The sequence below is a fragment of the Planotetraspora sp. A-T 1434 genome (genome assembly GCF_025420585.1).
In the GTDB taxonomy this organism is placed as follows: domain Bacteria; phylum Actinomycetota; class Actinomycetes; order Streptosporangiales; family Streptosporangiaceae; genus JAOEGB01.
In genome coordinates this window covers 74968-98953 of record NZ_JAOEGB010000011.1, presented here as the reverse complement: position 1 = coordinate 98953, position 23986 = coordinate 74968, and the positions used below count along the sequence as shown (strand labels likewise).

General features: G+C 70.4%; 26 protein-coding genes and 1 riboswitch. Of the genes, 18 read left to right on the top strand and 8 right to left on the bottom strand.

Annotated features, from left to right (window positions below):
• Positions 1–421 precede the first annotated feature (421 nt).
• Complete coding sequence (locus N5079_RS16210) at positions 422–1027, top strand: TenA family protein (RefSeq protein ID WP_261584646.1); 606 nt, start codon at positions 422–424, stop codon at positions 1025–1027.
• 84 nt (positions 1028–1111) lie between these two features.
• Positions 1112–1990 (top strand): Fpg/Nei family DNA glycosylase, encoded by an 879-nt coding sequence (locus N5079_RS16205; RefSeq protein ID WP_261584645.1) that lies wholly within the window; start codon positions 1112–1114, stop codon positions 1988–1990.
• A 3-nt stretch (positions 1991–1993) separates the two neighbouring features.
• Here N5079_RS16205 and N5079_RS16200 read toward each other — a convergent pair whose 3' ends face one another.
• Positions 1994–2368 (bottom strand): cupin domain-containing protein, encoded by a 375-nt coding sequence (locus N5079_RS16200; RefSeq protein WP_261584644.1) that lies wholly within the window; start codon positions 2366–2368, stop codon positions 1994–1996.
• A gap of 83 nt (positions 2369–2451) precedes the next feature.
• Here N5079_RS16200 and N5079_RS16195 point away from each other — a divergent pair, with 83 nt between their 5' ends.
• From N5079_RS16195 to N5079_RS16185, 3 genes are all read left to right on the top strand, one after another.
• Complete coding sequence (locus N5079_RS16195) at positions 2452–2910, top strand: MarR family winged helix-turn-helix transcriptional regulator (RefSeq protein ID WP_261584643.1); 459 nt, start codon at positions 2452–2454, stop codon at positions 2908–2910.
• Positions 2911–2971: 61 nt separating this feature from the next.
• Positions 2972–3295 (top strand): rhodanese-like domain-containing protein, encoded by a 324-nt coding sequence (locus N5079_RS16190; protein WP_261584642.1) that lies wholly within the window; start codon positions 2972–2974, stop codon positions 3293–3295.
• Positions 3296–3340: 45 nt separating this feature from the next.
• Positions 3341–3463, top strand: a riboswitch (TPP riboswitch).
• Positions 3453–4799 (top strand): purine-cytosine permease family protein, encoded by a 1347-nt coding sequence (locus tag N5079_RS16185; RefSeq protein ID WP_261584640.1) that lies wholly within the window; start codon positions 3453–3455, stop codon positions 4797–4799. It overlaps the preceding riboswitch by 11 nt.
• 13 nt (positions 4800–4812) lie before the next feature.
• On the opposite strand, the gene N5079_RS16180 is transcribed toward N5079_RS16185, so the two are convergent.
• Positions 4813–5376, bottom strand: coding sequence for a methylated-DNA--[protein]-cysteine S-methyltransferase (locus tag N5079_RS16180; protein WP_261584638.1), 564 nt, complete (start codon positions 5374–5376; stop codon positions 4813–4815).
• Between the two features lie 103 nt (positions 5377–5479).
• Here N5079_RS16180 and N5079_RS16175 point away from each other — a divergent pair, with 103 nt between their 5' ends.
• From N5079_RS16175 to N5079_RS16165, 3 genes are all read left to right on the top strand, one after another.
• A complete protein-coding gene (locus N5079_RS16175; RefSeq protein WP_261584637.1) occupies positions 5480–7381 on the top strand; it encodes a PAS domain-containing sensor histidine kinase in 1902 nt (633 codons plus the stop codon).
• A 142-nt stretch (positions 7382–7523) separates the two neighbouring features.
• On the top strand, positions 7524–7976 hold the full coding sequence (locus N5079_RS16170; RefSeq protein ID WP_261584636.1) for an ATP-binding protein: 453 nt from the start codon (positions 7524–7526) through the stop codon (positions 7974–7976).
• A gap of 168 nt (positions 7977–8144) precedes the next feature.
• Positions 8145–8705, top strand: coding sequence for a hypothetical protein (locus N5079_RS16165; RefSeq protein ID WP_261584635.1), 561 nt, complete (start codon positions 8145–8147; stop codon positions 8703–8705).
• Here N5079_RS16165 and N5079_RS16160 read toward each other — a convergent pair.
• The 3 genes from N5079_RS16160 to N5079_RS16150 form a co-directional block, all read right to left on the bottom strand.
• Positions 8687–9349 (bottom strand): YidC/Oxa1 family membrane protein insertase, encoded by a 663-nt coding sequence (locus N5079_RS16160; protein WP_261584634.1) that lies wholly within the window; start codon positions 9347–9349, stop codon positions 8687–8689. The two genes, N5079_RS16165 and N5079_RS16160, sit on opposite strands and share 19 nt — an antisense overlap.
• A gap of 319 nt (positions 9350–9668) precedes the next feature.
• Complete coding sequence (locus N5079_RS16155; protein WP_261584633.1) at positions 9669–10010, bottom strand: DUF6412 domain-containing protein; 342 nt, start codon at positions 10008–10010, stop codon at positions 9669–9671.
• Position 10011: 1 nt separating this feature from the next.
• Positions 10012–10179, bottom strand: a complete 168-nt coding sequence (locus tag N5079_RS16150) for a hypothetical protein (RefSeq protein ID WP_261584632.1) — start codon at positions 10177–10179, stop codon at positions 10012–10014.
• A gap of 254 nt (positions 10180–10433) precedes the next feature.
• On the opposite strand from N5079_RS16150, the gene N5079_RS16145 reads away from it, so the two are divergent.
• A complete protein-coding gene (locus tag N5079_RS16145) occupies positions 10434–11135 on the top strand; it encodes a response regulator transcription factor (protein WP_261584631.1) in 702 nt (233 codons plus the stop codon).
• A complete protein-coding gene (locus tag N5079_RS16140; protein WP_261584630.1) occupies positions 11132–12250 on the top strand; it encodes a sensor histidine kinase in 1119 nt (372 codons plus the stop codon). Before N5079_RS16145 ends, N5079_RS16140 begins: the two co-directional genes overlap by 4 nt.
• Positions 12251–12262: 12 nt before the next feature.
• Here the strand turns inward: N5079_RS16140 and N5079_RS16135 are convergent, their stop codons facing one another.
• Positions 12263–12694: a hypothetical protein gene (locus N5079_RS16135; RefSeq protein WP_261584629.1), complete on the bottom strand. Its 432-nt coding sequence runs from the start codon at positions 12692–12694 to the stop codon at positions 12263–12265.
• Between the two features lie 222 nt (positions 12695–12916).
• Here N5079_RS16135 and N5079_RS16130 point away from each other — a divergent pair, with 222 nt between their 5' ends.
• From N5079_RS16130 to mptB, 3 genes are all read left to right on the top strand, one after another.
• A complete protein-coding gene (locus tag N5079_RS16130; protein WP_261584628.1) occupies positions 12917–13267 on the top strand; it encodes an STAS domain-containing protein in 351 nt (116 codons plus the stop codon).
• A 6-nt stretch (positions 13268–13273) separates the two neighbouring features.
• Positions 13274–14041 carry a glycosyltransferase family 2 protein gene (locus N5079_RS16125; protein ID WP_261584627.1) on the top strand — a complete coding sequence of 256 codons (768 nt, stop codon included), beginning with the start codon at positions 13274–13276 and terminating at the stop codon, positions 14039–14041.
• Between the two features lie 332 nt (positions 14042–14373).
• On the top strand, positions 14374–16035 hold the full coding sequence (mptB, locus tag N5079_RS16120; RefSeq protein ID WP_261584626.1) for a polyprenol phosphomannose-dependent alpha 1,6 mannosyltransferase MptB: 1662 nt from the start codon (positions 14374–14376) through the stop codon (positions 16033–16035).
• Here mptB and N5079_RS16115 read toward each other — a convergent pair.
• Entirely contained in the window at positions 15935–18241 is a 2307-nt protein-coding gene (locus N5079_RS16115; RefSeq protein WP_261584625.1) for a hypothetical protein, read from the bottom strand. The genes mptB and N5079_RS16115 overlap by 101 nt on opposite strands.
• A 58-nt stretch (positions 18242–18299) precedes the next feature.
• Between N5079_RS16115 and N5079_RS16110 the strand changes: the two genes are divergently transcribed.
• The 4 genes from N5079_RS16110 to serS all read left to right on the top strand — a co-directional run bounded on the left by N5079_RS16110 (position 18300) and on the right by serS (position 22557).
• Positions 18300–19661 carry a glycosyltransferase 87 family protein gene (locus N5079_RS16110; protein ID WP_261584624.1) on the top strand — a complete coding sequence of 454 codons (1362 nt, stop codon included), beginning with the start codon at positions 18300–18302 and terminating at the stop codon, positions 19659–19661.
• Between the two features lie 22 nt (positions 19662–19683).
• Positions 19684–20103: a DUF4446 family protein gene (locus N5079_RS16105; RefSeq protein ID WP_261584623.1), complete on the top strand. Its 420-nt coding sequence runs from the start codon at positions 19684–19686 to the stop codon at positions 20101–20103.
• 135 nt (positions 20104–20238) lie between these two features.
• Positions 20239–21159, top strand: coding sequence for a prephenate dehydratase (pheA, locus tag N5079_RS16100; RefSeq protein ID WP_261584622.1), 921 nt, complete (start codon positions 20239–20241; stop codon positions 21157–21159).
• 120 nt (positions 21160–21279) lie between these two features.
• On the top strand, positions 21280–22557 hold the full coding sequence (gene serS / locus N5079_RS16095; protein WP_261584621.1) for a serine--tRNA ligase: 1278 nt from the start codon (positions 21280–21282) through the stop codon (positions 22555–22557).
• A gap of 198 nt (positions 22558–22755) precedes the next feature.
• Here serS and N5079_RS16090 read toward each other — a convergent pair whose 3' ends face one another.
• Positions 22756–22959, bottom strand: coding sequence for a cold-shock protein (locus N5079_RS16090; RefSeq protein WP_203952538.1), 204 nt, complete (start codon positions 22957–22959; stop codon positions 22756–22758).
• 231 nt (positions 22960–23190) lie between these two features.
• Between N5079_RS16090 and N5079_RS16085 the strand changes: the two genes are divergently transcribed.
• Positions 23191–23985: an HAD family hydrolase gene (locus N5079_RS16085; RefSeq protein ID WP_261584619.1), complete on the top strand. Its 795-nt coding sequence runs from the start codon at positions 23191–23193 to the stop codon at positions 23983–23985.
• Position 23986: the final 1 nt, after the last annotated feature.

Sequence of the window (23986 nt, the reverse complement as noted above, 5' to 3'; positions counted from 1 at the left end):
TCGAACGAACTGCCCTCACGCTATCCGGCGCCTACGACAAACCCGAGCATGATCCACGACAAAACCGCAGGTCAGATGGTCACTTAAAAGATCTACCTACGGTCTGAGAGGTTCACCCGCCGGCCCACCGCTATCACTGCGGCGAGCGCGAGGGCCAGGGCGCGAAGGGGGAGGACCCGAGCCAGGGGGCGAGGGCGAGGGCAACTGGGGGCTGTCCAAAAGTGCCGGCACGCCTGTTCGGACGCGGTCGCGGACTGTGCGCCTGCCCTACCGGTCACGAGGGCGTCCAGCCGTCAGTCCGTCCGCGAGCAGTTGGTGACGCAGGAAAGCGCATCTCTCGACCCGGACCTCGCCTGAACTCGGGAGTAGTTACGGCGAGCACGTGCGCCCGATGGTCCTGCGCCTCTGTAATCGTTGACGCATGACGATTTCCCGCGAGCTGCACGAGATCGGCAGACCTTTGCTCGACGCCCAGCTCGCCCATCCGACGGTCCGGGGCATAGCGAGGGGCGATTTGCCGGTGCCGGTGTTTCGGTCGTGGCTGGAGCAGGACTACCTGTTCCTCCTCGACTACGTGCGGGTGTTCTCCAGGCTGGCCTGGCAGGCTCCGGACGGCCATCTCGGCGACCTGGTTGACCTGGCGCATCTGACCTGGCACGACGAGCTGTCCCTGCACCGGTCGCTGTCCGCCCAGTTCGGGGCCGATCTCGATGGCGCGGTCAAGGGCCCGGCGTGCGCCGCGTACACGGCCTTCCTGCTGCGGTCGGCGGCCCACTACGCCGACGGCCTCGCCGCGCTTTATCCCTGCATGTGGGGATACTCCACACTCGGGCGGATCCTCGCCGAGAACCCGCCCACGGAGCCGCGCTACCAGGCCTGGGTGGACACCTACGCCGATCCCGGATTCGCCGCGCTGGCCGAGCGGATCGCCGTGATGATCGATGAGGCGGCTCCCGACCCGGACCGGGCGAAGGCGCTGTTCGCCGAGGGGATGGACCACGAGCTCGCCTTCTGGGATGTCCCCTGATCGTCCACAGGCTGTGGAAAACGATCGAGGCTCCCCTCCGCGTCCACTCGCGAACGCCGATCGCCGCCGATTACTGTGGAGGGCATGCCGGAGCTACCCGAGGTGGAGGCGCTCGCCGAGTTCCTCCGCGAGCGTGCCGTCGGCCGTGCCGTCCTGGGTGTCGACGTGGTGGCGATCCAGGCGCTGAAGACCTTCGACCCGCCTGTCACCGCGCTGGGCGGGCTCACCGTCACCGGGGTGACCCGGCACGGCAAGTTCCTCGACCTCGACGTCGACGGCCTGCACTTCGTCACCCATCTCGCGCGTGGCGGGTGGCTGCGCTGGCGCGACGACCTCTCGGGCGCGAAACCCGTCCGTCCCGGCAAGAGCCCCCTCGCGGTGCGGGTACGGCTGTCGCCCGGCGAGGACGGCAGGGCTCCCGGGTTCGAGCTGACGGAGGCGGGCACCCAGAAGCGCCTGGCCGTCTACGTCGTGAGAGACCCCCGGGACGTTCCGGGAATCGCGAGCCTCGGCCCCGACCCGCTGGCCGGCGACTTCACCCCCGACGCGCTCAAGGCCATCGTGGGCGGGAGCCGTACGCAGATCAAGGGGCTGCTCCGGGACCAGAAGGTGATCGCCGGGATCGGCAACGCGTACTCCGACGAGGTGCTGCACGTCGCCAAGATGTCCCCGTTCAAGATCGCCGCGACGCTGACCGACGCCCAGATCGCCGGCCTGCACGAGGCGATGGTGACGACCCTGCGCGACGCCGTGGGGCGAGCCCGGGGGCTGGCCGCCAAGGACCTCAAGTCGGAGAAGAAGTCGGGCCTGCGGGTGCACGGCCGTACGGGCGAGAATTGCGACGTGTGCGGCGACACGATCCGCGAGGTGTCGTTCGCTGACTCGTCGCTGCAGTACTGCCCGACCTGCCAGACGGGCGGCAAGCCCCTCGCGGACCGCCGCCTGTCGAAACTGCTCAAATAGGGATCAGACCGACCACGGCGGCGTGATTGTCTGGTCGCCGATGAAGCCCTTGATCCCGGCCGTGGTGCAGCAGACGAACTCCACCGGCTCGGTGTCCGACGTGTTGCCGAGCTGACCAAGCGTGTTGGCGGGGAAGATCACCGCGTCGCCAGGCCCGGCGACTACGGGCCTGCCGTCGATCGTGCCGGTGAGGGTGCCTTTCAGCACGATCAAGACTTCCTCGTGGGTCAAGCTGTGCTCGGCGCCTGTGGTTCCCGGCGGCAGCTCGGCCCGCCAGACGGCCAGCTCCGCCGACCCTCTGGACGGCACCGCGAGCGGCCGGAACGTGACCCCGTCGAATTGGAAGGACGGCGCGTCCGCGAGCGCGGCCACTGTCATCACTTGCCTCCTGATATGGTCAATTCGGTTGACTAATGCGATAAGGTAAACCGGGTTGACCATCGAGTCAAGGGGGTGCAGGAATGACGCGCCGGCCAGGCGAGATCCCGCTGCTCATCGCGATGGCGTTTCGGGTCATGACGGATCAGTTGCACGCGGGAATCGAGGCGGAGGGCCGCGAGCCGCTGCGCCCCGCCCATGGATACACCTTCCGGTTCCTGCTCGGCCGCGACGACGCCACCACCGTCGACCTCGCCGACCACCTGGGGGTCACCAAGCAGGCGGCTTCCAAGATCGTGGCCGAGCTGGAGGGCTGGGGCTACGTCGAGCGCCGTCCGCATCCGACTGACGGCAGGGCCCGCGTCCTCGGCCTTACGGCGAAGGGCCGGACCTACGTCGAGCACGCCGACGAGCTGTGGCGCCAGGCCGAGGACCGATGGGCGTCGATCATCGGAGCCGACCGTCTCGACCGGCTCCACGAGGACCTGCGCGCCTTCGTGGACGCCTCCGGAGGCCGGGCCGCCCTCCGCCCCGTGTGGTAGCGCTGGGGCTCCAGGGACGCATCGAGCCCGCGCGGGGCGGCGCGACATGGATACTGGGCGCATGACGATGCCGGAAATCGCGGCGAAAGCCGTACCTGATGACGCGTACCTGCTGGACGTTCGCGAGCTCGACGAGTGGCGGGCGGGCCATGCGCCGGAGGCCGCGCACATCCCGCTCAACGACCTGCAGCAGCGGGTCGGCGAGGTGCCGCAGGGCCAGCCCATCTACGTGATCTGCCGGGTCGGCGGACGCTCCGCCCACGCGACCGCCTGGCTGAACCACGTCGGCTGGGAGGCCGTCAACGTGGACGGCGGCATGCAGTCGTGGGCCGCCGCCGGACGTCCGATGGTGAGCGAGACCGGCCAACCCCCTTACGTCGCCTAGATCTTTGGACATTTGACCCTTTGATGTCATAATCCGGTACGACATTTCAAATACCGCGGGAGCTCGGGCGAAACCGGGCTGAGAGGGCGGCTCCTCCACGAGGCGTGCCGCCGACCGCATGAACCTGTCCGGGTAATGCCGGCGTAGGGAGTGTGCGATGACGTCCGCCGTCGTTTCCCCCGAGTCCCCCGAGCACGCGGAAGTGCCGCTGACCCTGGACGAGGAGGCCCCGAAAACTCTCGGCCTGCTCGACCAGGGGGCCTTCTGGGCCAACCTCGGCGTCAGCCTTCTCGGCTTCTCCGGGGCGCTGTTCCTGCTCGACCCACTGGGCGGCAAGCCGCTCACCTTCACAGGGGCCGTGCTCGCGGCCGTCGTCGGCAGCCTGATCGGGACGGCCATGGTCGGCCTCGCCGCGATCCCGGGCGCGCGGACGGGTCAGCCTGCGATGGTGCTGCTCCGGGGCCTGTTCGGGGCGAGGCTGTCCTACGTCCCGACCGTGCTGAACATTGTGCAGATGCTCGGCTGGGGCGCCTTCGAGCTCTGGGTCATCGCGACCGGGGCCCAGGCCGTCTTCGGTACGGCGGTGCCGTACAAGGTGTGGGCGATCGTGGCCGGGGCCTTGACGATCGCGCTGACGATCCGTCCGCTGGGCGCGGTGCGGATCCTGCGACGTTACGTGACGGCGGGCGTGGTCGTCGCCATGGTCTGGCTCCTGGTAGCGCTGTTCAGCAGGGGGCCGTCGCTGGCCCACGGCTCCTGGGAGGCCTTCGCCCCCGCCGTCGACTACGTGATCGCGCTGTCGGTCTCCTGGGTGCCGATGGCCGCCGATTACGCCCGGCACTCCCGGTCGAGCGCCGCCGCGTTCACGGGAGTGGTCGGCGGATACACGATCGCGCAGGTCGCCTGCCTGGCCCTCGGCATCGCCGCGCTCGCGCTCGTCGGCAACGACGGGAACAGGGTGTGGGAGCCGTTCGTGGCGGCGCCGCTGGGGGCGCTCTTCTTCGGCATCCTGGTGCTACGCGAGGTGGACCAGTCGTTCGCCAACGTCTACTCGACGACGGTCTCGATTCAGAACCTCCTGCCGCGCGTGGACCGGCGGATCATCTCGGTCGCCATCGGCGTGCTCACGACCGTGATCGCGCTGTTCGTGGACGTGAACTCCTACAGCGCGTTCCTGAGCGTGATCGGCGCCGTCTTCGTCCCGATGTTCGCCGTCCTCGTGGTCGACTACTTCCTCCTCCAGGGGGCCGCCCGGTGGAACACGGCCGGCGACGCGCCGTCGCGCCGGCTCATGGTCGTGCCATGGGTCCTCGGCTTCGTCGCCTACTGGATCGTCACCGCCACGCCGACGGTCGGCTGGTGGGACACGATGTGGGGCCACGTGCGCTCGGCGATCGGGTTCGTCCACCAGCCGTGGATGAACGCCGCGCTCGCCGCGTTCCTCGTCTCCAGCCTGGTCACGCTGGTGCTCGGCTCTCTCACCCGCCGGGTCTCCCGCGTCTGAGAGCGGGACAGGGCTAGGAAAGGGCGCCTTCGAGGCGGAGGAGGTGCTCCTTGGCGGCGGCGCCTCCGGCGTAGCCGCCAAGCGCGCCGGACGAGTCCACGGCCCGATGACACGGCACGAACACGCACACGGGATTGCCGCCGAGGGCGTTGGCCACCGCGTGCAGCGCCTGCGGCCGCCCGATCCGCTCGGCGATTTCCTGATATGTCGTGACGCTGCCGTACGGCACGGCGAGCATCATCTGCACGACCGTCCGGGTGAAGGAGCTGACGAGCTGGAGATCCACAGGCGTCGAGAAGGCCCGGAGCCTGCCCGCGAAATACGCGTCAAGCTCGCGCTTGACCGGGTCGAGACGGCGGGGATCGGGCCCGATGAACGACCCGATGGCCCTCGACACGCGGGCGAAGACCGCGTGCTCGTCGTCGTAGCTGCAGGCGACCACGCCGCGGCCGGTCACCGCCAGCGTCAGGCGCCCGACCGGCGTATCGGTGGTCCCGAAGGCCACATCGGGAGGGGCTTCCCCCACGTAACCCGGCGCGGTCACACGGAGCAGGGCTTCGAGGTCCCCTGTGGACATGGCGCCCCACTTCCTGTCGCTACCTGAAGGGAAGCGTATCGGAGGTGGCCCCACCCGGCGGAAAACCCCAAGATCACCTGTGGAAAGAAGGCACGATGGGGGCGTGGGTGACACCAGGGCGCACGACGCGGACGAGGACGGCATCGCCCGCGCCGTCGTCGCGAGCTCGCCCGATGCCATCGTCGCCCTCGACCGTGACCTGGCGGTCCTGAGCTGGAACGCCGCGGCCGAGCGGCTGTTCGGATGGCCGGCCGAGGAGCTGATGGGCAGGCGGGCGCCGATCGTCCCCGCCGAGCTGATGGCCGAGCACAACGCGGTGCTCGAGCGCGTGCGGACCGGCGGCCCGGTGTCGCTGCGCACCCGGCGCTTCCATCGGGACGGCAGGCTCCTCGACGTCAGGGTGGACACGAGCGCGCTGCGGACCGGCACGGGGGCGCTGCTCGGCTACGTCAACGTGTACCACCCGACCGAGGACGACGAGGCCGCCCGTGACCGGGTCGCCCGGCGCGCCCGGCTGGTGCGACGGCTCACCGACGTCGTCGGCGACATCAACGCCGAGCTCGACCTGCCCGTCGTGCTCGACCGGATCGCCGCCAGCCTCACCGAGCTCACCGGGGCCGACGCGGGGGGTTTCGTGTCGATCGACGGGGAGCGCCTCCGGCTGGTGGGCGTCCACCAGTTACCCGACTCCCTCCGCGGCGCCACCGCCGACCTGCACACCAGCCTGGTCGGCAAGCTGTTGCGCACCGGCAAGACCGTGATGCTCGAAACCGGCCCCGAAGGCTTCCAGGACCTCATCTGGGCGCGGGTGCCCGGCCTGCACACCATCGCCGTCGGCATCGCGGCCGTCGGCGGGCGTCCCTATGGAGCGCTCTACGCGCTGTTCGCCAAGCGCAAGGCCAGCCATCTGGAGCTGGAACTGCTGGAGCTCCTCGCTGGACACGCCGGAATCGCCGTCGGCAACGCGATGGCCTACCAGGACGCCGTACGGCAACGCGCCCACCAGCGGGCGGTCTTCGACGCCAGCGCCGACGGCATCGCCGTGCTGAACGAAGCCGGCGCCGTCATCCAGTGGAACCCTGCGGCGGCCGAGCTGACCGGTTTCCCGGCCAACGAGGTGATCGGCGGCCCGCCGCCGTTCGCGCTGCCCGCGCCCGGGGAGAAGCTGACCATCCAGCTGTCGTCCGGCCGCTGGCTGGACGTGCTCCGCGCGGAGATCCACGAGACCGGCGAGAGCGTCGTCGACTTCCGCGACGTGACGAGGGCCAAGGAGCTGGAGGAGGCCAAGGATCTGTTCCTCGCCACCACCAGCCACGAGTTGCGCACTCCGATCACGATCGTGCGGGGCTTCGCCAGCACGCTCGACTCCCGATGGGACCATCTGTCCGATGGCGAGCGCCGCTCCGCCGTGCACACGATCGCGGAGCGCGCCCGGTCGCTGGGTCAGCTCATGGACCACCTGCTGCTCGGCGCGCGGGCGGGCGCGGACGAGTTGAAGGTCAACGTCGAGATCTTCGACCTCGCGGAGCGGGTCAGGGCGGCGACGCTCGGACTGCCGGTCCTGTCCGACCGGCACCGGATGGAGGTGGACATCCCGGACGGCCTGCCGCGCGTGTACGGCGACTCGCTCGCGACGGACATCCTCCTCGGGCAACTCCTGGAGAACGCGTTCAAATACTCCCCGGACGGCGGGCTGATCAGGGTCGAGGCCTGGCCGGAGGACGGCTGCGTGGTGCTCGTCGTGGACGACGAGGGTGTCGGCATCGCGCCCGCCGACCGGGACCGGGTCTTCGAGCGGTTCGTCCAGGCGGACAGCGGCAACCGGCGCAGGTTCGGCGGGGTCGGCCTCGGCCTCTACATCGTGCGCAGCCTCGCGAGGGCCCAGGGAGGTGACGTCACAGCCCTTCCCCGGCCCGGCGGAGGCACCCGGATGCGGGTCGTTCTGAACGGGGCCGCCCCCTTACCTGATGCGACACACCGGAGTGGTAAGGAGGTAGCCACGTAAGAGCTGATCTATTGTCCAATGTGCACAAGCTGTGATCGCAACACGGTTTCCCGGACGATCGAACGGGGCATTTCGGTCGTACAGGAGACTAGTCTCCTGACGGGGAAGGGGAATCGGGGAGGTGGGTGCGTCGAGCGTCGTGATGTTGCCGTATGCACTGTCGAGTGTCGCCGTCGCACGTCAGCGCCTCAGTGCGGAACTGCAGGGCGCCGGGATGCTCGCAGCCGCGGTGGACGACGCGGTGCTGGTCATGAGCGAGCTGGTCAGCAACTCCCTGCGACACGCGCATCCGCTCCCGTCCGGCCAGCTCAGGGTCGCATGGATCTGCTCCGAAAGCCAGATCGAGATAGCCGTGAGCGACGGAGGAGCCACCACCGAACCACGGGCCGGCCGTCCCACGCTCTCGTCGCTGGGCGGCCGGGGACTCGGCATCGTGGAGTACCTCGCGGACCGCTGGGGAGTCCGCCACGAGGGTGACTTCACCACCGTGTGGGCCATCGTCCACGCCACCTGGGCCGCCCGAAACGGGCAGGCGCGAAAGACCGAAACCACGGCCCAGAAGACCGGAACCCCCGAGCTTCGCGAGGTCGGCTAGCCCACTGGCGGCCCCCCGGGATAGCCCCCGGCCGGCTTTCAGCTGGCCATTCCGGCCCCTTGCCCTGGCCCGCGAGACCCGCTCATCACGGGCGGGTTGCGGAACTCTTCCGGCGTTGCCCGATCCGAAGACCACCCCCTATAACCGTTTGGAACGTTAGGGGTTGGAATGCGGAAAAGCGGATGGCGGCTCGGCCGCGCGCTGGGCGCGGCGCTGGCCGCGGCGCTGATAGCCGGCTTGGTGAGCGGAGCAGTGGCCCGCCTCCTGATGCGTGCGGTCGCGCTCGCCATGGGCAAGGACGGCCACTTCTCCCTGGGAGTGACCGTGGGGATTCTCGTCGTCTTCGCCGTGCTCGCCGTACCAGCCGCCGCGACCGCGACCGCGCGCCCGGCCATCAGCCGCGGCGGCCGGTGGGCCACCGCGGCGCTTACCGGCTGGGCCTGCGCTCGGACCGGGGTGACCGACGGTCAGGCCATCGTCTTGGCCGATGACGGACAACTGCCGCTTCTGGCCGCGCTCATCGTGGCCTTCGCCGTTGTCGTGGTGGCTCACGGTCGGCTCGCCCAGCAGATCATGCGGCGCTTCGCGAGACTGCCCTACGCTTCGCCCGGCGCCGCATCCGGCGCGCACCCCGGGCCGCACGCGGACGGGCCGGTACCTGAGACAGCGGTCGCCCCGGCCGGCGGACGGGACGGCGACCCCAAGGCCGTTCAGGCGGGGCGGGGATAGAGCACGATGCGTTCGGTGGTCGTCCAGGCGGTCGTGACGAGCAGGTAGAGACCCGCCGCGAGCGGAAGCACCGCCGCCGCGAGGACGGTCCCGAACGGCAGCAGCATCAGGAGCCGCCGCATCGGCACGCCCTCGTCCACTCTGCGGGAGGCCACCCACGCCGCCAGCACGAGCAGCGCGAAGAGGCCGAGGAAGACCAGTCCCGGCGCGCTGAACAGCCCCGCCCCCGCCAGCACCGCGCCGAAGTGCTCGCCGAGGGGGACGCCGAGCACGCCCCGCGCGAGCAGGAGGTTCGGATGGCCGGCGATCACGGCGGACGTGAACAGCCGGTAGGCCACCATGAAGAACGGCGACTGCGCCAGCGGAAGCAGGAAGCCGGAGGCCATCGACGTGCCCTCCTTCGCGTAGAGGGCGTTGACCTCCTGGCTCAGCCGTACGGGATCCTGGCGGAACCGCTTGCGCAGCTTCTCGACATCCGGGGCGAGCCGCATCCGGATCCGCTGGCCTCGTGCGATGCGAATGCCGAGCGGGAGCAGGAGCAACCGAACGCCGAGCGTGAAAAGGACGATCGCGAGCGCCGCTCCGGTGAGGTCACTCAGGGAACGGATGAGGTCGTAGGCGGGCACAAGCACAAAATCGAACATCGGCGGAGCCTTTCGTCTGGGGCCTGACATGTGCCGGGACGCCGAGCCGGACACGCGCAGCCCCGCCGAGGTCTGACCGGTCAGGCGAGGGCGGGACGCGAGCCGGACGTGCGCGCCCTCGCCAAGTTCTTGGCGGTGAGGCGGGTCCGGGGCGCATGTCGCTCGGATGGCGTCTCATGCGCGACATGCCTGCTGTCGGCATGCCGGCGGAGACGAGATGACGAAAAGAGCTCGCGATCACTCGCGTGGAGCCGCGCCGGGGTCGCGGAGCCGTACGGCACGTGCCTCGAGGGACGGGCCGCGCGGGACGGGCGAGGGATCAGGCGAGCGCCGGGCTTGCCGATGGGGCTCGGGGACGTGGACGGCCCTCGGTGCCGGGGTCGCGGAACCGGACGAACAGCATCAGGCCGTGCTGGAATCGCCGCCGGGGCGACGGCTCGGGTGCGGTGACGCCGGCCAGACGGCCGACGATCCAGGCGAACACCAGGACGGTGACGCCCGCCAGGCCGAGCGCGGTGAGCAGGCCGAGCCCGGGAGAGCCGGCGAGCACGCCGGCGAACAACCCCGCGAGGAATCCGGCGAGGGACCCCACGCCGGACCCGGCGAGAGACCCGGCGAGAGACCCGGCGAGAGACCTGGTGGCGGCCTGGAGCGAGGTCACGTCAGCGGGACATCTTCCCGACGAGGGTGATTACCGCGACGACCAGGAAGGCGATGATCGCGATGATGAAGAGGAACTTCAGCGTCGCGAACAGCGCGGGGATCACGAATCCGAACACCAGCCACAGGGCCAGGAGGATCCCCAGAACGGTCAGCACAGTACGGGCCATGACCACAAAGTACGCCGTGGCACCGACAGTCGCGACCTTGCTCGGCCAAGATTGACCGCTTTGTCCGCAAGTGCGGCGTAGAGCCCATTGGCTCTCCTGCAAAAACACGTTCCGCCAGCGCCGGGCGGCAGCCGTACGGCAGGCATCGGCACCTGCCCGGCCGGCCTTACGGTGTGATGACGTGTCTCGGAGAACACCCGGCGCGGCCATACCGTGAGGGTGTGCCTTCTCCAGGGACACGACATAGGAGTGCGATGAATGGAAACTCCGCCGCGCGCGTGCTGGTGGTCGACGATGACCCGACCGTCGCCGAGGTCGTCGCCCGCTACCTGGAACGGGACGGCCACGAGGTCGAATGCGTGAGCGACGGCGCAGAGGCCCTGCGGCGGGCCCTGGCCGACCCGCCCGACCTGCTCGTGCTCGACCTGATGCTGCCGAAGATGGACGGCCTCCAGGTGTGCAGGAAGCTGCGGGAACGCTGGCCGGTGCCGGTGATCATGCTGACCGCGCTCGGCGAGGAGATCGACCGGGTCGTGGGCCTGGAGACGGGGGCCGACGACTACGTCACCAAGCCGTTCAGCCCGCGCGAGCTGGCGCTGCGCGTCCAGTCGGTCCTCCGGCGGGCCCGGGGCGCGCTGGTCCCCACGGGGACCGGCGTCCTGCGCGACGGCGACCTCGTGGTGGACGTGGGCGCCCACGAGGTGCGGCTCGGGGGCGAGGAGATCACGCTGACCGCGCGGGAGTTCGACCTGCTGGTCTACCTGCTGCGCAACCCCCGCCAGGCGTTCAGCCGCACCGCGCTCCTCGACCAGGTGTGGGGCTGGTCCTTCGGCGACTCCTCGACCGTGACCGTGCACGTGCGCAGGCTCCGGGAGAAGATCGAGCCGGACCCGACCGATCCGCGGCGTATCGTCACCGTCTGGGGGGTCGGCTACCGATACGAGCCGATGACATGATCCTCCAGATCGTCGCGGTCAGCGCGGGGCTCGGCCTGATCATCGCCGGCCTCGGGCTCGCCCTGCTGCGAGTGCTGCGCCGCCGCTCGATCGGCGTGATGCTCGCGGTCGTCGCCGTCGTCACCGTCACGGCGACGCTCGCCGGGGTCGTGGCGATCACGCTGGAGATGGTCATCGACGGCCGCCCGAAGAACATCGTGCTCACGGTCGTCGCCATCGGTGGGCTCGTCGGCCTCGGCGTCGCGCTCGTCAACGCGAGGCGGGTGGTGCTGGCCAGCAGGCGCGTCGTGGAGGCTCTGGAGAAGGTGTCGCCCTCGGGCCGGTTCAGCCCGCCGGAAGGTCCGCTGCCCGCCGAGCTGCAGACCATCAGCACGGCGCTGGAGCAGGCGTACGAGCGGCTGCGCCTCGGCCGCGAGCGGGAGCGCGCCCTGGAGAGCGCCCGCCGCGAGCTGGTCGCGTGGGTCAGCCACGACCTCCGGACCCCGCTCGCCGGGATGCGGGCCATGGCCGAGGCGCTGGAGGACGGCGTGGCCGACGACCCGGAGACCGTCAAGCGCTATCACACGCAGATCCGGCTGGAGGTGGACCGTCTGTCCGGCATGGTCGACGACCTCTTCGAGCTCTCCCGCATTCACGCGGGCTCGCTCAGGCTGTCGCGCGGCCGGGTCGGGCTCGGCGACCTCCTCGCCGACGCTCTCGCGGGGGTCGAGCCCCTCGCCCGGGCCAAGCGGGTTCACCTGTCCGGCGAGGCCGACGCGGCCGTGCCCGTGAACGCGGACGCCGGCGAGCTCGGCCGGGCCGTACGCAACCTGGTGGTCAACGCCATCCGCCACACCCCCGCCGACGGGACGGTCTCCGTCCGGGCGGTCGCCGACGGGGGGATGGCAAGCCTCTCCGTGCTCGACTGCTGCGGAGGGATCCCGGAGGACGACCTGCCGCGCGTGTTCGACGTGGCGTTCCGCGGCGAGGCCGCCCGGACCCCCGGCCCGGACGGCGGCGCGGGGCTCGGCCTGGCCATCGCCCGGGGCATCGTCGAAGCGCACGAAGGCGAGATCGGCGTGGTCAACGAGGGTCCCGGCTGCCGCTTCGAAATCAGGCTGCCGCTCTCACCCTGACCGTGCCGGGAGTCATGGGTCGCCCTGGTGCTGGAGCCGCTCATCCTTCTCGGGGCGTCCGGAGTGGTCGTACGGCACGAACGCCTCGGCCATCGCCCGGAACGTCGGGCAGGGCCAGCGCCACATGCAGCTCCGGCAGCGCAGGATCGGGTTGGCGGCGTCGCTGGTGATGCCGCCCGCGTCTCTCGGCTGGTGGAGGTCGAGCAGCCGGATGCCGAGCTCCAAGAAGCTCAGCAGCTCCTCGCGGGCCTCGGCGAGGAAGTCCAGGTCCTCACCCGCCAGCCGCGCGCTGATCGGGACGTACCCCTCACGGTTGATCAGCGGCCGGAGCGGCGCGGCGGCGTCACGCCAGGAGGACGCCTTCTCCGTGCGGACCTGGATGACCTCCAGCCGCTCTCGTAGCCTCCGACGCTGGGGATCCTCGGGAAGTTCAGTGTTCATCATGCTGTCGGGCCCACTGTGCTCGGCGCCCGCCCTCCTTCACGAAGTGACGACCAAGACGCGGAGGTTCCGGGCCCCCCTTCCGGCAAAGCCGGTGTCGCATACCGTTAAGCTTCGCGCACTCGGCGTTTACTTGCCCACGGAATCGGGGACAAAGGGCGGACGACTCTTCGGTAAATCCGTAGGAGCGTGACCCGGGGCCGTCACGGCGCTAGTGTGCGGCTCGTGGAGCTCAAAGTCGCGACGCAATCCCACGCCGGTCACGCCGTCATGGCCGTCTCCGGCGAAATTGACCTATATACCGCTCCCCGGCTGCAGTCGGAGTTCACCCGGCTGCTGGAAACCGGGCCGGACCGAGTGGTCATCGACATGTCCGGAGTGGAGTTCTGCGACTCCACCGGCATGAACGTGCTGCTGTCCGCGCTCAAGCGGCTGCGCGAGCGTGGCGGCAGCCTGGAAGTGGCGGCGCCGAGGCCGGCGGTGCGGAAGATTCTCCAGGTCACCGGCCTGGACTCGGTGTTCACCGTGCACGAGGCCGTGCCGGCCGACGTGCTCACGGCGGAACAGCAGGGCTAGACACACATGAGCGAGCTGGTGGTGCCGTCTCCGGACACCGCGGTCGTGATCCCGGCCAAGGACGAGGCCGACCGGATCGGCGGCACCGTGACGGCCGCCCTGAAACTGCCCGGCGTGGATCTCGTGGTCGTCGTCGACGACGGCTCGGCCGACGAGACCGGCCTGGTGGCCAGGGCGGCCGGCGCCCGTGTCGTACGGCACAGCCGCAACAGGGGCAAGGCCGCGGCGATGGAGAGCGGGGCGGAAGCTGTACGGCTCCTCGATGAGGGCATGCCGCGGCACCTGCTCTTCCTCGACGCGGACCTGGGGGACACGGCGGGGGCGGCCCTCCCGCTGATCGTCCCGGTCCGTTCCGGCTCGGCCGACATGACCATCGCCACGTTCACGACCAGGGTCAAGCTCGGCGGTCACGGCATCGTCGTACGGCTGGCCCGCGACGGGATCCAGCGGCTGACGGGCTGGGCGCCGGCGCAGCCTCTCAACGGGCAGAGATGCCTGACGCGGGCGGCGTTCGAGGCGGCGCGGCCACTGGCCCACGGGTTCGGCGTCGAGACCGGTATGACCGTTGACCTGCTGAGGAAGGGCTTCCGGGTCGTCGAGGTGGAGGTCGACATGGCCCACCGGGCCACGGGCACCGACTGGCGGGCCCAACTGCACCGGGCCAAGCAACTCCGCGACGTCGGCCTCGCCCTGGCCGCCCGCGAGCCCACCGTTCAGAGCGTGGTCAAGCAGGGCGTCGACGCCCTCCGCCCCCGCCCCAGAGACCGCCCGTGATCACGTCATGATCACGTCGTGATCATGCACGCTTTCCCGCGTACCGTGGCTGAGCAGGTCCAACGCCGCTCGTGATCATGCAGGGATTCCCGATTGGGGTGTCTGAGCAGGGGTCTCCGCTTTCGTGATCTGGTACTCCCCTTGTGCATGATCACCATTGGCTTCCGCCCAGTTAGATGCCGTACCGCGGGAAGGCGTGCATGATCACGCAGGGGAGGGCGGCTGGTCATCCATGGTGACGGGGAAGGTGTGCATGATCACGCCAAGAGGGATGGCTGGTCATCCATAGCGGCCGGGAACCTGTGCATGATCACCTCCATGAAGGGGGGGTCGTGTGGTGGAATTCGGGGGTGGAATGGGCCGGGACGGAGACCGTACGGGGGCCGGGGTTGCTGGCGCGCCTCACCGTGGCCGGGCGTTCCACCGTCTCCGGATCTCCTCCGTCGCCGATCCTTGCCATCGCCGCCTCAGGCCTGTCGATCCTGATCACGATCACCATCGGGCTGCTCGGCCCCTCGGCCATGGTGCCCGCGCTGCGCGGGCCCGCGTGGCAGCCGCCGTATTCCCTCGGCCTCCGGCCCGATGGCCATCTCGTGATCGGGCTGGCCGCCGCCGCAGTCATCCTGGGCACGCTCGGCCTCGTCGCGGGGCTGCGGTCGCTCCGCCGCCTGCCTGATGCCCGATGGCTCGTGCTGGCGGGATGCCTCGCGGCCGCGGTGCTCGCCTTCCTGCCGCCGTCAGGGTCGAGTGACCATCTCAACTACGCGGCCTACGGACGGTTGGCGGCGCTTGGACACGATCCTTACGTCACCGTTCCCGCCGATCTGCCCGACGATCCGGTCGTCGGCGCGGTCCAGGAGTGGCGCAAGGTGCCCAGCGTCTACGGGCCGGTCGCGACAGCCGTACAGACGCTGGCGGGCGAGATCGGCGGTGACTCCCTCAGGCTGACCGTCTTCGTGATGGCGCTGGCCAACGCCGCCGCGTTCGTCGCCACCGCGCTGCTGCTCCACCGGTTCACCCGCCACGATCCCGTACGGCAGCGCCGCGCCGCTCTGCTGTGGACGCTCAATCCGCTGGTCGTCTACCAACTCGCGGCGGGCATGCACCTCGACACCCTGGCCATCGCCTTCGTTGTCGCCGCCCTCGTGGTCCGGCCTGGACGACCTGGAAGCGGCGTGCTCGCCGGGTGGGGAAGCGCGTGGGGAAGCGCGTGGGGAAGCGGCGTGCTGCTCGGGCTGGGGATCGCGGTGAAGGTCACCGTCGGGCTCGTAGCCCTCGGTCCGGCCTGGGAGCTGCGCGGAGCGCCGCGGAAGCTGGCTCTCGTCGCGGGCTCGGCGACGCTGACCGTCCTGGTGGCCTACTGGCTGGCCGGGCCCCACGCGCTCAATCAGGTGCTCAACGCCAGCAAGTCGGTGTCGCTGGCCACGCCGTGGAAGCTGGTCAAGGAGGCGGCGCAGCTGCTCGCGGGGCCGGGGTCCTACCACGCGTGGATCCAGGTCGGCTCGCTGCTCCTGCTGGCGACCCTGGCCTTCCTGCTTCTCCGAGCCCTGAGGGCAGGCACGCTCGGCGCTCCCACGACGCTCGACAGCGCCCCCACGGCCCCCACGGCCCGCACGGCCCCCACGGCGGCGGCGGTGGACGCTCAGCCAGCTTTGGACGACCCCACGGCGTTGGACGCTCCGCGTGTGGCGCTCGCCTTCGCCGTGGCCTGGCTGTTCGCCACGCCGTACGCGCTGCCCTGGTATGACGGCCTGGCCTTCGCGCTGCTCGCGCTGGTCCCCTGGCCGGCGCTGGACGGGTTCATGGTGGCCCGGCTGGCCGCGCTCTCGCTGGCGTACCTTCCGGCGCGGCAGTATGACCAGCCCTCCGGCATGGAGTGGCTCGTCAGCGTGGTCAGGTCGCAGGTGGTGCCATGGTTCCTGCTGGCGCTGACGATCGGTCTGGCGTGGTGGGCGGCGCGAGCTGGAGCGCGCGCACGGAGGCGGCCAGCGTAAGAGGCACGGCCACCGTGAGGGCCATCGCCGGGATGGCGATCCCGGAGTCGTTGATCAGGAAGCCCACCAGGGCGGCGGTCAGCGCGCCGAACAGCCCGGCACGCAGCGCGGGCGCGTGGCCGTACGCCTGACTGAGAGCCGACGCCCCCCACCTGGACGGCCGGGAGAGCACAAGGAACAGGAACGCCAGCGCCACCACCGACAGCAGCGTCAGTGGCAGGTTTCCCAGCGTGTGCAGCATCGCGCCCAGCTTGCGCCCGACGACCGAGCCGCCCTGGCCGTCGGCGAGCTGCTGGACGAACGTGCCGAGATGGGTCCGCTGGTCGGCCGGCCGCAGCCAGTCGGCCACGGCGATCAGGCCGATCAGCACGGCTCCCGCCAGGGCGATCAGGGCGAGCCTGACGACGGACACCCGTCTCCCGGTCAGCATCAACACGAAAACGGCGAACCCCAGGACGAACGACGGCACGCCGCCGAAGTCGGCCCCCCAGCTCGGCCAGCCGTCGGCGAAGATCGCCAGCAGGCCGTACGCGAGCGAGACGACCAGCGCGAGCCGCCTCAGACCACGATCGATAAGAGTTTGCGCCACACCGGTGAGCAGCAGAATCGTGCCGGTCGAGTAGACGGCGAAAGCCATGTTGCCGAAGCCGTAGAAGCGTCCGCCGGTCACCGGTTCGTAGCCCATCACAGCGTTCACCTGGAGCCTGGAGCCGCTCATGACGTCGGCGAGGAGCGCGAGAGAGCTCACTCCCGCGGCGACCGTCAGGGGCCCGAGGACATGGCCGCGCCACGGGCCGGCGAAGGCGAGCCCGGCGATCAACCCGGCGATGGCCAGGATCGTGCCGACCAGCGCGGGCATCGGGTGAGCGAGGCTCCACCACGGCACCAGCTGAGCGAGGAAAGCCGACACCGGAATCGCGCCGCTGACCACCGCCACGACCTGTATGGCGGCGAGCATCCGCCGGTGCCGCCTGACGACGAGGGCGGCCAGGCCGTAGAAGAGCAGCTGGACGGTCACCAGAGCGATGAAGAACGGCTCTCTGACCTCCTTGAGCACCTGGCTTGCGAGGTCGGCGTCGGCCAGCCGGGTGAGGGTGGCCGCCACGCCCGCCGGGGCGTCGCCCCCGGGTTGCCAGGGCCTTCCCACGACCCCTTCGGGGGTGGCGATGCCGAGCACGTGGGTGACGGTCGTGGTCAGGTCGGTGATCGTGACCAGCGCGTCCTGCCGGGTCGAGGTCGCGGTCAGCCACCGCGTCCGGTACGGCTCCCGCCCCCCAGCCGCGTCGCCGGCGCCGAGGCTTGAGCCGGTGGGACCGGTGGGGCTCGTGACGCCGCCGGCGCCGGAGAGCCCGGTCGAGCCGGTCGGGCCGGTGCCGGTCGGGCCGGTGGCGATGGCCACGTGGAGGTGCGCGGCCGAGCCGGAGTCGGAGAGACCGGCCACGAGGACCGTGGCGCCCTCGGGGATATGCGCGAGCACCGAGCCGACGGTCCGGTCCGCGGCGGCCACGGCGTTCCTGCGGGTCTCTCCGCCACGGTCCCATGCCTGGGCGATCTCACCGGCTTCCGCGAACACGACCGTGTACGGGGTTAGATCGCCCAGCTCGTCCGCCGTGGTGGCATATTTCTGGATCTTTCCACTCTCATCGGCGGCGGCGAGGGCGGCTCCCGGACCGATCGCGGCCACCTTGCCACCCGCGGCGCTGATCGTCTGCCCGAGCAGACCGATCCGCGCCTGGTAGGAGCCTGACTGCTGGAACGCCACGAGCGCGCCCCACCCCGGAATCGTGGCCGAGCCGTCGGAAGCCACCACAGGCGTGGGCGGAGCCGTACAGGACGTGCCCCCCGATCCCGCGCGCTGGCCCGCCGAGACCGTCAGCCAGCCCCCCACCGGGCAGGTGACGGGCAGTCCCTCCGGCGGGATGGTCCTCGTGGACAGCGACGCCGTACCGCCCTTCCCGGCCAGGCTCCACAGGTTGGGAGTGCGGGCGGAGTCCAGATCGTCCCACTGCAGGCCGGGCACCCCGATCACGACCACCCGCCCGGCGGGAGCCCCGGAGGCTCGGGAAGATGAGGCCGCGGACGCCGGAAGGGCCAGGGCCGTCACACACGACAGCAGCGCCAGAGTCAGTGCCAGGGGCAGTGCCAGGACCGTCGTCCAGGTCAGGGGGCGGCGACGGGTTAGCGTGAAGCGCTGAGCACCGTGCACGGTTCGCGGGCTCCTCGGATAACGGGAAGAGACGGACTCCACGGTAGCCTCCCTCGTCATGACGACTGGCCAGACGACCGCCGTCAAGCGGCCCGCGTGGATGTGGTCTCTCTCCCTGCTCATCGTCGTCGTCGCGGCGGCTCCGCTGATCGCGTACTGGCTGACGAACCCGGACGACCAGCGCCTCGTGGACCTTGATGTCTACCGTATGGGCGGCTCGGCGCTCCGGCTGGGCCTTCCCGTCTACGGAGTGATCACCCCGGCTCCACAGCTTCTGCCGTTCACCTATCCACCGGTCGCGGCGATGCTGGCCACGCCGCTCGCCGTGTTGTCGTGGCCTGCCGCGCAGTGGGTGTGGACGATCGGGATCGTCGTCGCCCTCGCCGTCACGGTCTGGTACGGCTTCCGCCCGTTGCTGGAGCGGCTGACTGTGCCGATCGCCGCCCCGCTGGTCTTCGGCCTGCTGACCGCCGCGTGCCTCTACCTCATGCCGATCAGGGACCAGGTCAGGTTCGGCCAGGTCGACCTCTTCCTCGTCGCGCTGTGCCTGACCGACCTCGTGGCCCGGAGGCCGCGATGGCCACGCGGCGTGCTGGTCGGCCTGGCGACAGCCGTGAAGCTCACCCCCGGCGTCTTCCTGATCTCCCTCGCCATCACGGGATTCCCCAGCCGAGATGGGTTCGGCCCGAAACGGCGCGATGGCGGCCGGCTGGAACGGCGCGATGACGATCTGCCGGAACGGCGTGGGGGGGACCGGCTGGAACGGCGCGATCGCGGCCTGCGGCAGCGGCGGGTCTTCTTCATGGCGGCGTTCGTGGCGGCGCTTCTCACGATTCTGCCGTTCCTGGTGATCTTCCATGACGCCAGGGACTACTGGTTCAAGGCACTCCTCGACTCCGAGCGTCTCGGGGCGAACGCGGCCACGACCAACCAGTCGTTGCGGGGCATGCTGCTCCGGCTCTACCTGCCCGGCTGGCTCACTTCGGTGATCTGGCTCGCCGCCGTCGCCGTGATCGGCTGGTACGGCTTCCGCGCCGCCCGCCGGGCCTTCCTGGACGGTGACACGATGACCGGTGTGGCGCTGACCGGGCTGATGGCCGTGCTGCTCTCGCCGGTGGCGTGGATCCACCACCTCGCGTGGCTGGTGATCGTGCTCGCCGCTCTGGCCGGCTCCGGAAAGGACCGCGTCCGGTTGCTGGTCGCCGGTGGCGTCTGGCTCTACTACGTGCTCCCGATTCCCTGGTGGGGGGTGTCGATCAAGGCTCTGGACATCCCCGTCATCAGCCCGGTCATCGGCAAGGTCGTGCAGGACGCCTTCGGCCTCGGAGCCGTCGCGCTCGTGTGGGTGCTCGCCTCCTGGCTGCCCCGGCGCCGGACGATGGACCGCCTGAGCTCGCCGGTTCCCAGTGCGGTGTCTTGACCGAGTCGTTACGCTCTGTGTCGTGCTGGTTACCGTTGTGATGACGGCCGGCGCCTTCGCGGGGGCGACCGGCGTGGCGATCGGCCTCCTCGCGCTGCGGAGCGCGCGGTGCTCGGTGGAGGACTGCCTGGACGCGCTGGCCCGCCGCAGTGCCGTCGACGGCCCCGTGGACAGCAAGGCCATCCGGGACGTGGCGGTGTACCGGTACGACGCCCTTGAGGAGATGACCGGGCGGCTGTCGTTCTCGGTGGCCCTCATGAACGGGTTCGGCGACGGCATCGTGCTGACATCCATCAACGGCCGATCGGAGACCCGCACCTACGTCCGCGCCATCAGCGGCGGCAAGGGCAGCCAGCCGCTCTCGCCCGAGGAGGAGCAAGCCGTCAGGGCCGCCCGTCTCGGCATCGGCCCCGAGGTGGAGGCCCAGCGGACCCGCCGGTAGGCAGGGCCGGTAGACGCGGCGGGCAGACGCGGCGGGCAGACGCGGCGGGCAGACGCGGCGGGCAGACGCGGCGGGTAGACGCGGCGGGTAGAAATGCGCACACCGGTGCTGCTCAGGTGCGGTTAACCTTGTGCTATGCCTAAGCTCGCTTACCTGGGGCCCCAGGGCACCTTCTGTGAGGCCGCCCTGCGAATCCTGGCGCCGGAGGCCGAGCGCCTGCCGTCCGCCAACGTGGGCGCCGCGCTCGACGCCGCCCGCAGCGGCGAGGCAGACGGCGCCGTCGTCCCCCTGGAGAACTCCGTGGAGGGGGCGATCACCCAGACCCTCGACGAGCTGGCCTGGGGACAGCCGCTCCTCATCACCGGTGAGCTGCTGCTTCCCGTCGAGTTCTCCCTGCTCGTACGGCCCGGCACCGAGCCGCGGCAGATCAAGCGTTTGATCACCCACCCGGCGGCGCACACCCAGTGCCGCGGCTATATCGAGCGCGAGTTCCCCGGCGCCGTCGTGATCGCGGCGCCTTCCACCGCCGCCGCCGCGCAGGAGGTCGCCGCGCCCGGCTCGCCGTACGACGCGGCGATCAGCCCGGCCATCGCAGGCGAGTATTACGGTCTGGAGGAGGCCGCCTCGAACATCGGCGACCGGGCCGACACGGTCACCCGGTTCGTCCGGGTCAGCCGGCCCGGAGAGCTGCCCGAGCCCACCGGCGCCGACCGCACCTCGCTGGTCGCCTTCCTCCGGGACGACCACCCGGGCGCGCTGCTGGAAATGCTGAGCGAGTTCGCCGTCCGGGGGGTCAACCTGACCCGCATCGAGTCGAGGCCCACCGGCGACGGCATCGGCCGCTATTTCTTCCACTTCGACTGTGAGGGCCATGTCGCCGACTTCCGGGTCGGTGAGGCGATCTCCGGACTGCACCGTCTGTCCGACGACCTGCGTTTCCTCGGCAGCTACCCCCGGGCCGACCAGGTCGCCACGAACATCAAGCGCGGCACGGCCGACGCCGACTTCGCCGAGGCCGCCGGCTGGCTTAGCCGCATCCGGTCCGGCCTCGTCTGAGCGTTGTCCCGGGGAAGGATCCTGGCTGGTGGGCCGGGGTCCGGACGTTCGGGCGGTGTCGCGGACTCGCGGCGGCGAGCGCGGGGCGGCAGCCGTACCGGCTCCGGTAGCCTTTGATCTGTGATTGACCTGCGTACCCTTCGTGAGGACCCTGACCGGCTCCGGGCGTCGCAGCGCGCCCGCGGCGAGGACGACTCGGTCGTCGACACGCTGCTCTCCCTCGACGAGCGCCGCCGGAGCGCGCTGAGCGGCTTCGAGTCTCTGCGCGCCGAGCAGAAGAGCATCGGCAAGTCGGTGTCCCGGGCCTCCGGGGACGAGCGGCAGGCACTGCTCGACCGGGCGAAGGACCTCGCCGCGCAGGTCAAGGCCGCCGAGGCGGAGGCCGTGGCGCTCGGAGGCGAGCTCGACGGGCTGCTGATGAGCGTGGCCAACCTCGTGGAGGAAGAGGCACCCCCGGGCGGTGAGGACGATTACGTCGTCCTCGAGGAGGTCGGGGAGAAGCCCGTCTTCGACTTCGAGCCCCGCGACCACGTGGAGCTCGGCGAGCTGCTCGGCGCGATCGACACCGACCGCGGCGCCAAGGTGTCGGGGGCCCGGTTCTTCTACCTGACCGGCGTCGGCGCGCGGCTCCAGCTCGGGCTGCTCAACATGGCGATCCAGCAGGCCATCGAGGCCGGCTTCGTCCCCATGATCACTCCGGTGCTCGTCAAGCCCGAGGCCATGGCGGGCACGGGCTTCCTCGGCGCGCACGCCAGCGAGGTCTACCGGCTGGAGGCCGACGACCTGTTCCTGGTCGGGACGAGCGAGGTGCCGCTCGCGGCCTACCACTCCGAGGAGATCCTCGACACCTCGTCGCTGCCCCTTCGGTACGCCGGGTGGTCGTCGTGCTTCCGCCGCGAGGCGGGGTCGTACGGCAAGGACACGCGGGGCATCATCCGCGTCCACCAGTTCGACAAGGTCGAGATGTTCTCCTACTGCCGTCCCGAGGAGGCGCAGGCGGAGCACCGCCGGCTGCTCGGCTGGGAGAAGGAGATGCTGGAGAAGGTCGAGATTCCGTACCGCGTGATCGACGTGGCGGCGGGCGACCTCGGCACGTCGGCGGCCCGGAAGTTCGACTGCGAGGGCTGGGTGCCGACCCAGGGCCGCTACCGCGAGCTGACCTCGACGTCCAACTGCACCGACTTCCAGGCGCGGCGGCTGCGCATCCGCTACCGCGACGAGGACGGCAAGCCGCAGCACGTGGCCACGTTGAACGGCACGCTCGCCACCACCCGCTGGATCGTCGCCATCCTGGAGAACCACCAGCAGGCCGACGGCTCGGTGGTCGTTCCCAAGGCGCTGCGTCCCTACGTCGGGCTCGACGTCCTGGAGCCGATCAAGCGGCCCGCCTCCCGTTAAGGCTCGCCGCCCAGAGTCATCTCAGAGCCGTCCCTCGGCGTCGCGATTCACGTCGACGGACGAGATCCCGTTGGAAGCGCCCTCGCCGGTGGAGATACTGCGGGGCCGGCCTCGCAAGTGCATGCCGTACGAGAACGGCCCTGAACACACGAAAGGCGGGGTCCGCAGGTGCGGACCCCGCCTTCAGTGAGTCAGTGGTCAGATCGCCCGGACGTTGGACGCCTGCGGACCCTTGGGGCCCGAGGTGACCTCGAACTCCACCCGCTGGCCGTCCTCCAGGTTGCGGTAGCCGGAGCCGCTGATCGCGGAGAAATGGACGAAGACGTCCGGCTCCCCGCCATCCGGTGCGATGAAGCCGAAGCCCTTCTCAGCGTTGAACCACTTGACGGTTCCCTGAGCCATTAACGCTCTCCCTAAGGAAGTGAATCTTGGGGACCACACCTCGTGGACCCCGGGTGTGTCGCACAGCTCCCCGGGTGGCTCATACAGTCAAGCTGGTTTTCGCTACGGGAACAGCTAATACAACGCCATCACATCTAACACTATGACGCCCGTTGGTGTTCCACGTCCGGGGGAGATTTCTTGTCCTCGAAGGTGTGAGCGCACATTTGACGGTGCAAACTGGAACCTGTCATGACGTGCCCCCGCCTTGTCGCCACAGACCTCGACGGCACCGCGCTGCGTGCCGATGGCACCATTTCCCCACGCACCGCCGCAGCGTTCGCCCGGGTGGAGAACGCCGGCGGAACGCTCGTCTTCGTCACCGGGCGGCCGCCCCGCTGGATGCACAGCGTCGCGGGAGCCGTACATCATCGCGGGCTCGCGATCTGCGCGAACGGTGCGCTCGTCTACGACCTCCACACCGAGGAGATCGTCGAGTCGCATCTGATCGCTGCCGACATCCTGGAGGAGTCCGTCCAGCGGCTGCGGGGCCAGGTGCCCGACCTGACGTTCTCAGTGGAGTATGAGGGCGGGTTCGCCCACGAGTCCGACTTCAAGCTCGGGGGGTGGGACACCAGGACGGTGTCCGGGCTGCGGGTGGGGACCTCCACGCTGACCTCGCGGCCCTGCGCCAAGCTGCTCGCCCATCACCCGTCCATGAACCCGGACGAGCTGCACCGCCGGGTCCTGGAGGTCGTGGGAGACCTCGTAACGCCGACCCATTCGAGCGGGCGGGCGCTGATCGAGATGAGCGCGTACGGCGTGACCAAGGCGTCGGCGCTGGCCGCGCTGGCCGCCGAGCGGGGGATCAAACCCGACGAGGTGGTGGCCTTCGGCGACATGCCCAACGATCTGCCGATGCTGACCTGGGCCGGCACGTCGTACGCCGTGGCGAACGCCCACCCCGACGTGCTGGCCGCCGTCGATCACGTGACGGCGGCCAACAACGACGACGGAGTCGCCCAAGTCCTCGAAGGTCTGTTCTGAG